At 60.8% G+C, this 11,189-nt stretch carries 15 protein-coding genes; 8 read left to right on the top strand and 7 right to left on the bottom strand.

What is annotated here, in order from left to right; translation table 11 throughout:
- The first annotated feature begins 90 nt into the window (after nt 1-90).
- A complete protein-coding gene (locus ACTJJN_RS06315; RefSeq protein WP_017147685.1) occupies nt 91-783 on the top strand; it encodes a DUF421 domain-containing protein in 693 nt (230 codons plus the stop codon).
- Between the two features lie 92 nt (nt 784-875).
- Nucleotides 876-1,415, top strand: a complete 540-nt coding sequence (locus ACTJJN_RS06320) for a type 1 glutamine amidotransferase domain-containing protein (protein ID WP_012052730.1) — start codon at nt 876-878, stop codon at nt 1,413-1,415.
- A 56-nt stretch (nt 1,416-1,471) separates the two neighbouring features.
- Here the strand turns inward: ACTJJN_RS06320 and ACTJJN_RS06325 are convergent, their stop codons facing one another.
- On the bottom strand, nt 1,472-1,996 hold the full coding sequence (locus ACTJJN_RS06325) for a hypothetical protein (RefSeq protein WP_010953640.1): 525 nt from the start codon (nt 1,994-1,996) through the stop codon (nt 1,472-1,474).
- 194 nt (nt 1,997-2,190) lie between these two features.
- Here ACTJJN_RS06325 and ACTJJN_RS06330 point away from each other — a divergent pair, with 194 nt between their 5' ends.
- Both ACTJJN_RS06330 and ACTJJN_RS06335 read left to right on the top strand, forming a co-directional pair.
- Nucleotides 2,191-3,048 carry a glucose 1-dehydrogenase gene (locus ACTJJN_RS06330; RefSeq protein WP_017147687.1) on the top strand — a complete coding sequence of 286 codons (858 nt, stop codon included), beginning with the start codon at nt 2,191-2,193 and terminating at the stop codon, nt 3,046-3,048.
- 169 nt (nt 3,049-3,217) lie between these two features.
- Nucleotides 3,218-3,682 (top strand): hemerythrin domain-containing protein, encoded by a 465-nt coding sequence (locus ACTJJN_RS06335; RefSeq protein ID WP_014756344.1) that lies wholly within the window; start codon nt 3,218-3,220, stop codon nt 3,680-3,682.
- Nucleotides 3,683-3,777: 95 nt separating this feature from the next.
- On the opposite strand, the gene ACTJJN_RS06340 is transcribed toward ACTJJN_RS06335, so the two are convergent.
- Nucleotides 3,778-3,951 carry a hypothetical protein gene (locus tag ACTJJN_RS06340; protein WP_017147688.1) on the bottom strand — a complete coding sequence of 58 codons (174 nt, stop codon included), beginning with the start codon at nt 3,949-3,951 and terminating at the stop codon, nt 3,778-3,780.
- A 212-nt stretch (nt 3,952-4,163) separates the two neighbouring features.
- On the opposite strand from ACTJJN_RS06340, the gene ACTJJN_RS06345 reads away from it, so the two are divergent.
- The 4 genes from ACTJJN_RS06345 to arsH are packed head-to-tail and all read left to right on the top strand — an operon-like array spanning nt 4,164 to nt 7,031.
- Nucleotides 4,164-4,511, top strand: coding sequence for a metalloregulator ArsR/SmtB family transcription factor (locus ACTJJN_RS06345; RefSeq protein ID WP_014756342.1), 348 nt, complete (start codon nt 4,164-4,166; stop codon nt 4,509-4,511).
- 21 nt (nt 4,512-4,532) lie between these two features.
- Complete coding sequence (locus tag ACTJJN_RS06350) at nt 4,533-5,816, top strand: arsenic transporter (RefSeq protein WP_012052736.1); 1,284 nt, start codon at nt 4,533-4,535, stop codon at nt 5,814-5,816.
- 29 nt (nt 5,817-5,845) lie between these two features.
- A complete protein-coding gene (locus tag ACTJJN_RS06355; protein WP_012052737.1) occupies nt 5,846-6,316 on the top strand; it encodes an arsenate reductase ArsC in 471 nt (156 codons plus the stop codon).
- Nucleotides 6,317-6,329: 13 nt separating this feature from the next.
- Nucleotides 6,330-7,031: an arsenical resistance protein ArsH gene (gene arsH / locus ACTJJN_RS06360; protein ID WP_012052738.1), complete on the top strand. Its 702-nt coding sequence runs from the start codon at nt 6,330-6,332 to the stop codon at nt 7,029-7,031.
- A 12-nt stretch (nt 7,032-7,043) separates the two neighbouring features.
- On the opposite strand, the gene ACTJJN_RS06365 is transcribed toward arsH, so the two are convergent.
- From ACTJJN_RS06365 to ACTJJN_RS06385, 5 genes are read right to left on the bottom strand one after another with little or no spacing between them, the layout of a single operon-like run.
- Nucleotides 7,044-8,408: a sensor histidine kinase gene (locus ACTJJN_RS06365; RefSeq protein WP_012052739.1), complete on the bottom strand. Its 1,365-nt coding sequence runs from the start codon at nt 8,406-8,408 to the stop codon at nt 7,044-7,046.
- Complete coding sequence (locus ACTJJN_RS06370; protein WP_440781130.1) at nt 8,405-9,067, bottom strand: response regulator; 663 nt, start codon at nt 9,065-9,067, stop codon at nt 8,405-8,407. Before ACTJJN_RS06370 ends, ACTJJN_RS06365 begins: the two co-directional genes overlap by 4 nt.
- Nucleotides 9,068-9,069: 2 nt before the next feature.
- Nucleotides 9,070-9,711, bottom strand: coding sequence for a hypothetical protein (locus ACTJJN_RS06375; protein WP_440781131.1), 642 nt, complete (start codon nt 9,709-9,711; stop codon nt 9,070-9,072).
- Nucleotides 9,708-10,514 carry an SDR family oxidoreductase gene (locus tag ACTJJN_RS06380; protein ID WP_012052742.1) on the bottom strand — a complete coding sequence of 269 codons (807 nt, stop codon included), beginning with the start codon at nt 10,512-10,514 and terminating at the stop codon, nt 9,708-9,710. The genes ACTJJN_RS06375 and ACTJJN_RS06380 overlap by 4 nt, the downstream gene beginning before the upstream one ends.
- A complete protein-coding gene (locus ACTJJN_RS06385; protein WP_003254035.1) occupies nt 10,501-11,181 on the bottom strand; it encodes a TenA family transcriptional regulator in 681 nt (226 codons plus the stop codon). Before ACTJJN_RS06385 ends, ACTJJN_RS06380 begins: the two co-directional genes overlap by 14 nt.
- Nucleotides 11,182-11,189 lie beyond the last annotated feature (8 nt).

The raw sequence follows: 11,189 nt of genomic DNA on the forward strand, positions 1-11,189 counted from the left end.
GCGGAGAGTTGCAGGCCAAGTCGATGAACCAGCCCTGAGCGAGAACGGTCAACCCTTTATCTGACAACGGCAGAAGGAAGGGTGGAACGAATGGTTTCGTTTGATCTGCAGCGGATGCTGATAGGCGACTTTCCCTTTACCTTTCTGCTGGAGGTCGCTGTGCGTGTTTCAGCGGCCTTCCTGGCCGTGTTCTTCTTTCTGAAATTCAGTGGCCGGCGCGGGATCAGACAGCTGTCCCGGTTCGAGCTCGTGGTCATTCTCACCCTGGGCTCAGCGGCCGGCGATGTGACCTTTTACGAGGACGTACCGCTGCTTCCGGTGGCCTTGGTTTTCCTCACCCTGTTCATGCTTTACCGAGGAACGGTCTACCTCATGAGGCGAAACAGAACCTGCGAAGCCTGGATCGACGGGCTGCCAGTCACGGTAGTGAAAGAGGGCATGTACGAAATCCATTCGCTGCGTCACATGAACATTTCACCGAATGAGCTGTTCATGGAGCTACGCCAGCAAGGTGTCGAGCACCTGGGCCAGGTTCGACTGGGCCTTCTGGAAACCGATGGCGATCTCAGTTTGTATTTCTACGATCAGCAAGACACACGCCCAGGCTTGTCAGTGCTGCCGGTCGAGCATCGCCCGGAGTACACATCCCCGCCCGGCGCCGGGTTGCATTGCTGCGTGAGCTGTGGTTTCCCGGCCTACCATGAGCCTCATGACACCCTGGCGTGTTCACGTTGCGGTCATACGGTCTGGTCGCCTGCATTGGACACCGTGCGCAACCGTTAGCAGGTTCTCCCCATACCGCCAGGCATCGAGCAGGAACTTTGCTCGCTGTTTGCAGGCCCTTATGAAAGGCCTATCAGCACGAGGAGAAAATGATGAGTGCACAATTGAACGGCAAGCGCGTGGCCTTTCTGGTCACCGATGGCTTTGAACAGGTGGAACTGACCGGCCCGCGTGAAGCCTTGGAAAACAGCGGCGCGGTGGTCGATATCCTGAGCGAGAAAGAAGGCACGGTACGTGGCTGGAACCATGACAAACCCGCCGACGCGTTCAGCGTGGATGCGACTTTCGACAGTGCGCAGCTTGACCTCTACGACGCCTTGGTGCTGCCCGGCGGTGTGCAGAACTCCGACACGATTCGCTTGATCCCCGGTGCGCAGAAACTGCTAAAAAGCCATGATGCGGCTGGCAGGCCACTGGCGGTTATCTGCCACGGCGCGTGGCTGCTGATATCGAGCGGGTTGGCCAAAGGCAAGCGAATGACCAGCTACAAGACCTTGCAAGATGATATTCGCAATGCGGGCGGTACGTGGGTGGATGAACAAGTGGTGGTCGATGGCAACCTCATCACCAGCCGCCAGCCGGACGATATCCCCGCCTTCAATGAGCAGTTGATCAAGGCACTGGCAGACTGACCCTGCTACTGCTCAGCGCGTGCTGGTCGCCCATGATGCCGACCAGCACGCACTGATCACGCCAGCTGGATGAAAACCGAATAGCTGCCCAGCAACACCCAGAAGCAGAGGAAAATCCAGGGCGTGCGCAAGGAAAACAGCAGCGATTTGCGGTGCCCCGCCTGAGAGGTTTCGGCCTCGCAGAACAGCGGCGACTCGTCATAGGCCAGCCCCATCAGCGGTTCGCTGCGCAGCAAGTGGCTCTGCTTCATCTGCCAGTGCTCGATAATCCGGAAGGCCGCGCGGATGCCAGGCCAGGCATTCAGTGTACTGAGCACGCCGAGCAGTGCGAGAAAAGCCGGGACCATCAGGGTGAACATTTCGCCCCAGCTTTGGTTCAGGTTACCCATCGATGACACGTAGGCGATCACCAGGAACGACTGGGCCGCAAGATAAGCGTCGGTACGGTTGGCCAGAATGGTGGTCTCATACTGAATTTCGCGTCGATAGAAATCCAGCCTCTCCTTGGGCGTACCGAACATCCTCTCGTTCGTCTGATCGATCTCATGTTCCGGCGTGGAAGGCGTGATGATTCGAGGCACCGCAGACTCCTTGATAACGTGGGCCTCACCCATGCCAGCAAGCCCCGTCAGCGGTAGAGCCATGCGGTGGGTAAAAATTCACTGGGAATGGGTGCATCAACCGCTCGTCGCTCAGCACGAAGATCCACTTCAACACCGGCCTGGCGCGCCTTTCGAATGGGAATGAGCGTTCCAAACCTGCAGGAGCTTCCAGCATGAGCGACTACCCTACCCCGCCATTCCCTTCCCAACCGCAAAGCGTTCCCGGTTCCCAGCGCGAGATGGATCCTTATCCGGACTGCGGTGAGCAGAGCTACACCGGCAACAATCGCCTCGCAGGCAAGATCGCCTTGATAACCGGTGCTGACAGCGGCATCGGGCGTGCGGTGGCCATTGCCTATGCCCGAGAAGGCGCTGACGTTGCCATTGCCTATCTGAATGAACACGACGATGCGCAGGAAACCGCGCGCTGGGTCAAAGCGGCTGGCCGCCAGTGCCTGCTGCTACCCGGCGACCTGGCACAGAAACAGCACTGCCATGACATCGTCGACAAGACCGTGGCGCAGTTTGGTCGCATCGATATCCTGGTCAACAACGCCGCGTTCCAGATGGCCCATGAAAGCCTGGACGACATTGACGACGATGAATGGGTGAAGACCTTCGATACCAACATCACCGCCATTTTCCGCATTTGCCAGCGCGCTTTGCCCTCGATGCCAAAAGGCGGTTCGATCATCAACACCAGCTCGGTCAACTCGGACGACCCGTCACCCAGCCTGTTGGCCTATGCCGCGACCAAAGGTGCCATTGCCAATTTCACTGCAGGCCTTGCGCAATTGCTGGGCAAGCAGGGCATTCGCGTCAACAGCGTCGCACCCGGCCCGATCTGGACCCCGCTGATCCCGGCCACCATGCCTGATGAGGCGGTGAGGAACTTCGGTTCCGGTTACCCGATGGGGCGGCCGGGACAACCTGTGGAGGTGGCGCCAATCTATGTCTTGCTGGGGTCCGATGAAGCCAGCTACATCTCGGGTTCGCGGTACGCCGTGACGGGGGGCAAACCTATCCTTTGAATGTGCGGCCGAGGCCTGCATACGCGGGCCTTGGGGCTTCTGGCAGCGCGTAATCGCACCGTGACCTCGAAGCGCGCTTTGCCAGCCATCATCGACGTTGAACCCTGCCGCCCACTGTCACTCAATTCCATGCAAGCCATTGTTCATTCGCCCGCGACGAGGTGACACCATGAATGCTATCGATTTGCTGATTCAAGACCATAAGTTGGTCAAGAAACTGCTGGAAGAGCTCTGCGCGACCACAGAACGTGCCGTGAAGAAGCGCGCCGAACTGCTGCAGCGCATTGGGCAGGAACTGCAGATCCACACTGCTCTGGAGGAGGACATCCTCTACCCGGCGATCAAGCAAGCCGGTGGTAAAGAGGAAGCCAAGATGTATTACGAAGCCAAGGAAGAACACCGGACTGTCGACGCCCTGGTGCTCCCTGATCTGCTGCATACGCAAACAGGCACCCTTGAGTTCGCCGGTCGGGTCAAGGTGATGAAGGAGCTGCTTGAGCATCACATCGAGGAAGAGGAGGAAGCGCTCTTCCCTACCGCGAAAAAGCTGCTGGGGAAAGACCAACTGGACGAGCTGGGGCTCGCCATGCAAGCGCAGAAAAAACTGCTTAAGGGTGAGCAACGGGCCGCTTGAATCAAAAGCGCCAGGCCGGTTCGGGTGCGACCGGCCTGGCGCCATGGGTCAATGTTTGGGACGCCGAGCACCACAAAGGCGCACTGCCGACATCCTCAAGGCTTTGCAGTGCGCCCTTTTTTCCACTGCGCCCTGGAAACACCTTCAGCGTAGCCGGTGACACCGATCGCTACCTGCTGAATGCGGCCGCCATGCTGAAGGAAGGCCTCGACCTGCTCGCAGATGCGCACATGGGCTTTTTGGGCCGCGCTGGGGTACGTCTGGGACATGTTGGCCTCTCGGTTATGAGCCACTGAACGACAGTCACCCGAGCAAGCACTATACACCCTGCAGTGCCATCAGCGTCTGAAGCCTGCCAAAACCCTGCTTTTGTCGACCGAAGGGCGTGGCCATGGTGAGCTGCAAGCGCACAAGCCCAGGAATGCTTGCTCGAACATATGGAAATACGTATATTCGGCTTTCCGTATGTACAGGCACCCCCATGATCACACCGCCCGATGTCTTCAAGAGCCTCTCTGACGAAACCCGCGCTCGCGCCACGCTGCTTATCGCCAGCCTGGGCGAACTGTGCGTCTGCGAACTGATGTGCGCGCTGGACGACAGCCAACCCAAGATCAGTCGCCATCTGGCACAACTGCGCAGCAATGGCATGCTGCTGGACCGCCGTCAGGGCCAATGGGTGTATTACCGCCTGAATCCGGAGCTGCCTTCCTGGGTTCACGAAATGCTTCAGGTCACCTTGCACGCCAATTCGCAATGGCTGGCTGACAATGCCCTTCGGCTGAAGAACATGGACGGTCGCCCCGTGCGTGATTCCGTCTGCTGCTGATCATCACCAAGCGAGATTTTCATGCTGCCCGCCATTGCTGTCTTCGTCTTCACCCTCATACTGGTCATCTGGCAGCCCAAAGGGCTCGGTGTTGGCTGGAGCGCCGCGCTAGGCGCCATCATCGCCCTGGCTACAGGCGCCGTTTCGCTGCATGACATCCCTGCCGTATGGGCCATTGTCTGGAACGCCACCGCCACGTTCATCGCGGTCATCATCATCAGCTTGCTGCTGGATGAGGCAGGTTTCTTCGAATGGGCCGCATTGCATGTGGCGCGCTGGGCAAACGGCAGCGGCTACCGCCTGTTCGCCTTCTGCGTACTGCTCGGCGCCGCTGTATCGGCGCTGTTCGCCAACGACGGTGCGGCGCTGATCCTCACCCCCATCGTCATGTCGATGCTGCTCGCGCTGCGCTTCTCACCTGCAGCGACACTGGCCTTTGTCATGGCCGCAGGCTTCATTGCCGACACGGCCAGCCTGCCGCTGGTGGTCTCCAACCTGGTCAATATCGTCTCGGCCGACTACTTCGGCCTGGGCTTCGCCGAATACGCATCGGTGATGGTGCCGGTGAATATCGCCAGCGTGGCGGCCACCCTGCTGGTGCTGTTTCTGTACTTCCGTCGTGATATCCCCAAGCAGTACGCGCTCGATGCGCTGAAGGCGCCGAGCGAGGCAATTCATGACCACGCTACCTTCAAAGTCGGTTGGTGGGTGCTGCTGGTGTTGCTTGCAGGCCTGTTCGTACTGGAACCTCTGGGCATCCCGATCAGTGCGGTGGCCGCCGTCTGTGCCGCAATCCTCTTTGCCGTGGCCGCTCGCGGTCACCGCATCTCAACCCGTCGCGTGCTGCGGGAAGCGCCGTGGCAGGTGGTGATTTTTTCTCTGGGCATGTATCTGGTGGTGTACGGCCTGAAGAACGCCGGCCTCACGGACATGCTCACCCACCTGCTGGACAGGCTTGCCGAGCAGGGCCTGTGGAGCGCGGCCATTGGCACCGGGTTGATCTCCGCGCTGCTGTCCTCAGTCATGAACAACATGCCCAGCGTGCTGATCGGCGCCTTGTCGATCCAGGCCAGCGGCGCAGAGGGCGTGGTACGTGAGGCGATGATCTACGCCAACGTCATTGGCTGCGACCTCGGCCCGAAGATCACCCCGATTGGCAGCCTCGCCACACTGCTTTGGCTGCATGTGCTGGCGCGTAAAGGCATGCGCATCACCTGGGGTTACTACTTCAAGGTCGGCCTGCTGCTCACGGTACCGGTTTTGCTGATCACCCTTTCTGCTCTGGCACTGCGCCTGAGCCTCTGACGTTCGCCCCCCCAGCGGAGGAGCCCTCCATGCGAGTCCTGTTCATGTGCACGGCCAACAGCTGCCGCAGCATCCTTTCCGAAGCAATGTTCAACCACCTGGCACCGCCCGGTTTCGAGGCAGTCAGCGCTGGCAGTTTCCCCAAGGGCCAGGTACTGCCACGCAGCCTGAGCACGTTGCAGCAGGCCAATATCTCGACCCAGGGCTTGAGCAGCAAAGGCAACGATGCGTTCGAGGGCAACCCACCCGACATCGTCATCACCGTCTGCGACAAGGCAGCGGGCGAAGCCTGCCCGGTGTATTTCGGCCCTGCGCTGAAGTCGCATTGGGGGCTGGAAGACCCCTCCGATGTCGTGGGTGACGAAGCATCGGTCGATGCGGCGTTCCGGGCCACACTGGCCCGCATCGAGTCTCGCTGCCAGGCCTTCTTCGCGCTGCCGTTCGATCACCTCGACCGCGAGCAGCTCAAGCACGCGCTGGATCGCATCGGCTCGCTTTGAACAGGAAGAAAACATGTCCGAGCAACTGCCTAACCTCGACCTCACGCTGTTCGACCTGCCGCCTTCGGCAACCCCGACCTGCGAACACAAACCACGCATCCTGCTGCTGTATGGGTCTACCCGAGAACGCGCCTTCAGTCGCTTGCTGGTAGAAGAAGCCGCACGCCTACTGGAGCACTTCGGTGCCGAAACCCGCACCTTCGACCCGTCGGGTCTGCCGCTGCCTGACGATGTACCCGTGGAGCATCCCAAGGTGCAGGAGCTGCGTGAACTGGTGCAGTGGTCAGAAGGCCAGGTGTGGTGCTCGCCGGAGCGCCATGGGGCGATGTCGGCGGTGTTCAAGGCACAGATCGACTGGATTCCCTTGGCGCTGGGGGCATTGCGTCCCACCCAAGGCAAGACCCTGGCCGTGATGCAGGTGTGCGGCGGATCGCAGTCGTTCAACGTGGTCAACCAGTTGCGCGTGCTGGGCCGCTGGATGCGGATGTTCACCATCCCGAACCAGTCTTCGGTACCCAAGGCTTATCTGGAGTTCGACGACACCGGGCGGATGAAGCCATCGCCGTACTACGATCGCCTGGTTGATGTCATGGAGGAGCTGGTGAAGTTTACCGTGCTGCTGCGCGACCGCCAGGCATTCCTGGTCGATCGCTATTCAGAGCGCAAGGAAAGCGCCGAGCAGCTGTCTGAGCGGGTCAATCAGCGATCCATCTGAAGCAAAGGTGATTCAAGACAGTGGAAACGACAAGGTAGCGGCCAGCCCGCTGCCCGCTCTGTTTTCAAGGCGTACCTGCCCCCCCATACGGTCGATGATGGTCGCGACGATTGACAGCCCGAGGCCAGCACCATTTGGGCTGTTTCGGCTGTAAAAGCGCTCGAATACACGGGACAGGCTCTCCTCATCGATACCCGTCCCTTCATCCTCGACGACCAGTTCTATGCTGCTGTCCAGACGCCGCAGTGACACGGCGATGCGCCCCCCAGGCGGTGAGTGTTCTACCGCGTTGGACACCAGGTTCTGTAGCGCAATGCCCAGCGCGCCGGCGTCGATCTGCAGGTGGTGGTCCCCTTCGTCAATGTCCAGCGAGGGTTCCAGGCCACGGTCCAGTATCCATGGGGTGAGTTCAGCCAGGGTTTCGGTGACGACCTCGGCCAGGTCGATCCGGGTGCTGGCTCGCTGCCCCAGTCTTGGCTCGACGCGGGCCAATGTCAGCAATTGGTTGACCACCCGTGTCAGCCGATCGACCCCGCCCACAAGAAAGCCCAGGGCTTTCTGGCGCTCGGCATCATTGCTGGCGGCCAGCGCGTTCTGCGCGTGCAGCCGCAGTACGGCAAGAGGCGTACGCATTTCGTGGGCAGCATCGGCAATGAAGCGATGCTCACGCCGCAGCAGATCGTCGATCTGCGCCAGCAAGCGATTGATGGCCGCCTGCATGGGCTCCAGTTCAGTGGGAAGCGGTACCAGTTGCAGCGGCTCCAGCGAATCGGCATGGCGCCTGCGGATGACATTGGCCATGTTCTGCAGTGGCCGCAGCCCCCAGCCGATCGCAGCCCACACCAGCAGTGCCAACGCCAGGCTGCCAAGCAGGAACGGGAACAGCGTGTGGCGAACGATGCGGTCGATCAGGTCGTAGCGCACATCATCACGCTCACCCACCCAGATAAGCCAGTGCTTTTCCGGCACCGGCAAAACGAACCCGCGCCATTGTTCACCGCCACTGGAAAAGTCGTAGAACCCTGGAGCAGTGGGTGGTGGGTCAATGGGCGGCGCACTGGGTGTATGCACCAGCAACGCCATGCCTTCACCCCAGACCTGGAATGCCAGCTTGCTTTCGTAAGGGTGCCCCACCTGGTGCCGCCCCGCTTTGCCCAAGGCATCGTTGAAGGCCTGATACAGCGCCTCACGCGAGCCCTCTTGTACCGGCATGCTCATGACGCCTTGCAGCAAACGCGCGTTCTGGGCCAGGTGCGCGTCATACACCTCGTTAATTTCGTGGCTGCTGTCATGGTAGTTATAGAGCGCGAGCAGGCCGGTGCCCAGTAGCAGCAAGAGCATCACGCGCCACAGCGTACGCTGGCGTAGCGAGCTCATGCCTTGACCTCGACCAGATAGCCAATGCCGCGCACCGTGCGAATCAGGCCGTTGAACAGCTTCTTGCGCAGATGGTAGATGTTCACCTCCAGCGTGTTGCTCTCCGGCTCTTCATCCCAGCCATACAGCAGTTGAGTGAGGCGCTCACGCGTGAATACCTTGCCGGGATGTGCCAGCAACTCATGCAACAGCACGTACTCCTTGGGGGTGAGCACAACGTCGACGCCGTTGTAATGCACTTGCTGGGTGGTCGGGTCCAGGCTGACCCCGGCATGCTCGATCAGTACCTTGGCGCGCCCGACGCTGCGCCGCAGCAAGGCACGCAAGCGTGCCTTGAGCTCGTTGAGGTCGAAAGGCTTGACCAGATAGTCATCGGCACCGGAATCCAGGCCGGCAATGCGATCATCGAGGGCATCCCGCGCGGTGAGGATCAGCACCGGCAAGCTGTCGCCGCCGGCGCGTAATCGCCTGAGTAGCTCAATGCCATCCATACGGGGTAATCCAAGGTCCAGGATCAGCAGGTCGAAGGTCTCGTGCTGCAGCGCATGCAAGCCACTGACACCGTCACGCAACCAGTCGAGGGTGTACCCCTCCTGGCGCAGGCCATCGCAGATCCCTTCCCCCAGTGCAATGTCATCCTCAACCAGCAACAGCCGCATGTTCAGTCCTGTTTGTCCTTGATGGCCTTGAGTAAAGCATCGATATCGGCACGCCGGCCCTGGTCAGCCAACTCACGCCCCGGCCGGGGCGGTGCCTGCAAGGCTTTCTGCAGGGCTGCGGCAGCTTCAGGGTAGCGCTTTTGCCGATACAGATGATCAGCCCAGAAATAGTTGCTGTCGATACCGTTGGGGTTGATCTGCAGGGCTTTGCGCAGCATCTTGTCGGCCATTTCGGCATCACCGAAACCGATAGGCCAGCCGGGCACCTGATCATACAGCGTGCCCAGGCTGGTGTAGGCCGAACCTTGCAGAGCGTTGGGGTCCAGCTTCATGGCCTGCTCCAGGCTGGCTTTCGCCGCCTTGACCTTGCCCAGTGCACCGAGGCCACCCGTCGCCCCCGCCCAACTGCTGTTGATGATGCCCTCCCAGATCAAGGGTTCAGGTGTGCCGGGATACTGACGAACAAACGTTGTTGCTTCGCCGGCCAGCTTTTCGAAAGCGTCGGCACGCTTGTCCTTGGGCATTTGGTACTGAATCTGCGCCCAGCGCTGCTGCAGATCACTCAGGCGCTGGCTGCCTGCCTGGTCCAATGCCCAGGTGAAGGGTGCAAATGCCAGCAAGCTGGCAATGAACAGACGCTTCATTTGTTCGACTCCTTGGAGTGGCTACCGATATAGCGGCGAATGACTGGCAATTGCTTGCGCAGTGCGCGATCGACCATGCCCGGCAACATGCCGTTGATACGCACGAAGAGCTTTTCCGGCCACCCCAGATAAAGCTCGGTGCGCTCGGATTGCACCGCCTGGAGCACAGCACGGGCGACGTCCGCCGGGTCGTCCATGCCAACTTTCAGCGCTTGATTGAGCGCAGTCGCAGCGCTGCTGTTCATCGTTGTGCGGGTCGCCCGGGGGGCGGCATACAGCACGTTCACCGTGGTGTCGGCCAACTCGCGGCGCAGCGCCTCCGAAAAACCACGCAGCGCAAACTTGCTGGCGCAGTAGGTGGCGTAGCCGGGGTAGCCGATCGAGCCATAGGTCGACCCGACATTGACCACCAACGCCTTGGGCTGAGCGCGCAGCAACGGCAGGCAGGCGCGTGTCAGCTGCAGGGGGGCCTTCAGGTTGATGTCCAATAGCTCATCCAGCGCATACTCATCCAGCTGGTCGAGCAAAGCGAAGCGATTCACGCCAGCCGCGTTGATCAGCACATTGACAGCCCCCATCTCGCGTGCCCGCTCGATGACATGTTCGCGCCCTGACGGGCTGCGCAGGTCGGCCTCCTGCCAGCGCAGACGATCAGGGTACCGGTTCATCAGGCCAGCCAGCTTGCCCATATGCCGACTGACGGCCAACACCTGGGCACCGGCAGCGCAGAGCTGTTCAGCCAGCTCCAGGCCTATGCCCCCACTGGCGCCGGTGAGGATCACCGCGGACTCAGCCAAACGCATGGTGCACCTCTTGCTGCCCGGCACGCGGCAAGCCCTGGAACATTTCGGTGTACAAGCGGTAGACGACCTTGGCCGCGTGGAGAACGGCCTGCTGGTCTCCGGCATCGTCGAGGCGATCCATCAACTGTTTGTAGGTCACCATGTGCTCCTGGTCGAGCGCTCCGTGCGAGCTGAGGTAACTGAACGCCTGGTCTGGCAGCGCCAATGTGTTCTGGATAACGCCCGCCGCCTGGGTGGCCAGGGCGATGCTGGTGCCTTCGAGCACGTTGACCATGCCGAACAACCCGACCGGGTTGCCACGGGCGATCAGGTCGTACAGGTAGGCGACCATCAGCTCGATGGATTGCACCGGCTGGCCATCGCGCACGGCCTCCCAGTCACCGCCGCACGCTTTGATGTCGTTGAGGATCCACTGCTCGTGGCCGTACTCCTCTTCAATGTATTCGCAGACCGCGCCGCGCAGCCACTCCAGCCGCAGCGGCAATCGAGCCCCACAGGCCATCATCAGCGGCACGGTATGGCGCACGTGGTAATAGGCCTGGGTCAGGAAGGCGACGTAGCTGTCGAGGCTGACCTGGCCGGCCAGCGCTTCGCGGATCACCGGTACGGCGAACAGCGCCTGACGCTCTTGGGCGGTTTGTACTTGCAGGGTGTCGAAAAAGGACATTGTGAACC

The sequence above is a fragment of the Pseudomonas sp. 22515 genome (assembly GCF_052044625.1).
In the GTDB taxonomy this organism is placed as follows: domain Bacteria; phylum Pseudomonadota; class Gammaproteobacteria; order Pseudomonadales; family Pseudomonadaceae; genus Aquipseudomonas; species Aquipseudomonas alloputida.

What these genes read in the sequence shown, in the direction of transcription:
- ACTJJN_RS06315 (WP_017147685.1), top strand. Translation starts at nt 91, where the DNA reads ATGGTTTCGTTTGATCTGCAGCGGATGCTGATAGGCGACTTTCCCTTT.
- ACTJJN_RS06320 (WP_012052730.1), top strand. Translation starts at nt 876, where the DNA reads ATGAGTGCACAATTGAACGGCAAGCGCGTGGCCTTTCTGGTCACCGAT.
- ACTJJN_RS06330 (WP_017147687.1), top strand. Translation starts at nt 2,191, where the DNA reads ATGAGCGACTACCCTACCCCGCCATTCCCTTCCCAACCGCAAAGCGTT.
- ACTJJN_RS06335 (WP_014756344.1), top strand. Translation starts at nt 3,218, where the DNA reads ATGAATGCTATCGATTTGCTGATTCAAGACCATAAGTTGGTCAAGAAA.
- ACTJJN_RS06340 (WP_017147688.1), bottom strand. Translation starts at nt 3,951, where the DNA reads ATGTCCCAGACGTACCCCAGCGCGGCCCAAAAAGCCCATGTGCGCATC.
- ACTJJN_RS06345 (WP_014756342.1), top strand. Translation starts at nt 4,164, where the DNA reads ATGATCACACCGCCCGATGTCTTCAAGAGCCTCTCTGACGAAACCCGC.
- ACTJJN_RS06350 (WP_012052736.1), top strand. Translation starts at nt 4,533, where the DNA reads ATGCTGCCCGCCATTGCTGTCTTCGTCTTCACCCTCATACTGGTCATC.
- ACTJJN_RS06355 (WP_012052737.1), top strand. Translation starts at nt 5,846, where the DNA reads ATGCGAGTCCTGTTCATGTGCACGGCCAACAGCTGCCGCAGCATCCTT.
- arsH (WP_012052738.1), top strand. Translation starts at nt 6,330, where the DNA reads ATGTCCGAGCAACTGCCTAACCTCGACCTCACGCTGTTCGACCTGCCG.
- ACTJJN_RS06365 (WP_012052739.1), bottom strand. Translation starts at nt 8,408, where the DNA reads ATGAGCTCGCTACGCCAGCGTACGCTGTGGCGCGTGATGCTCTTGCTG.
- ACTJJN_RS06370 (WP_440781130.1), bottom strand. Translation starts at nt 9,067, where the DNA reads ATGCGGCTGTTGCTGGTTGAGGATGACATTGCACTGGGGGAAGGGATC.
- ACTJJN_RS06375 (WP_440781131.1), bottom strand. Translation starts at nt 9,711, where the DNA reads ATGAAGCGTCTGTTCATTGCCAGCTTGCTGGCATTTGCACCCTTCACC.
- ACTJJN_RS06380 (WP_012052742.1), bottom strand. Translation starts at nt 10,514, where the DNA reads ATGCGTTTGGCTGAGTCCGCGGTGATCCTCACCGGCGCCAGTGGGGGC.
- ACTJJN_RS06385 (WP_003254035.1), bottom strand. Translation starts at nt 11,181, where the DNA reads ATGTCCTTTTTCGACACCCTGCAAGTACAAACCGCCCAAGAGCGTCAG.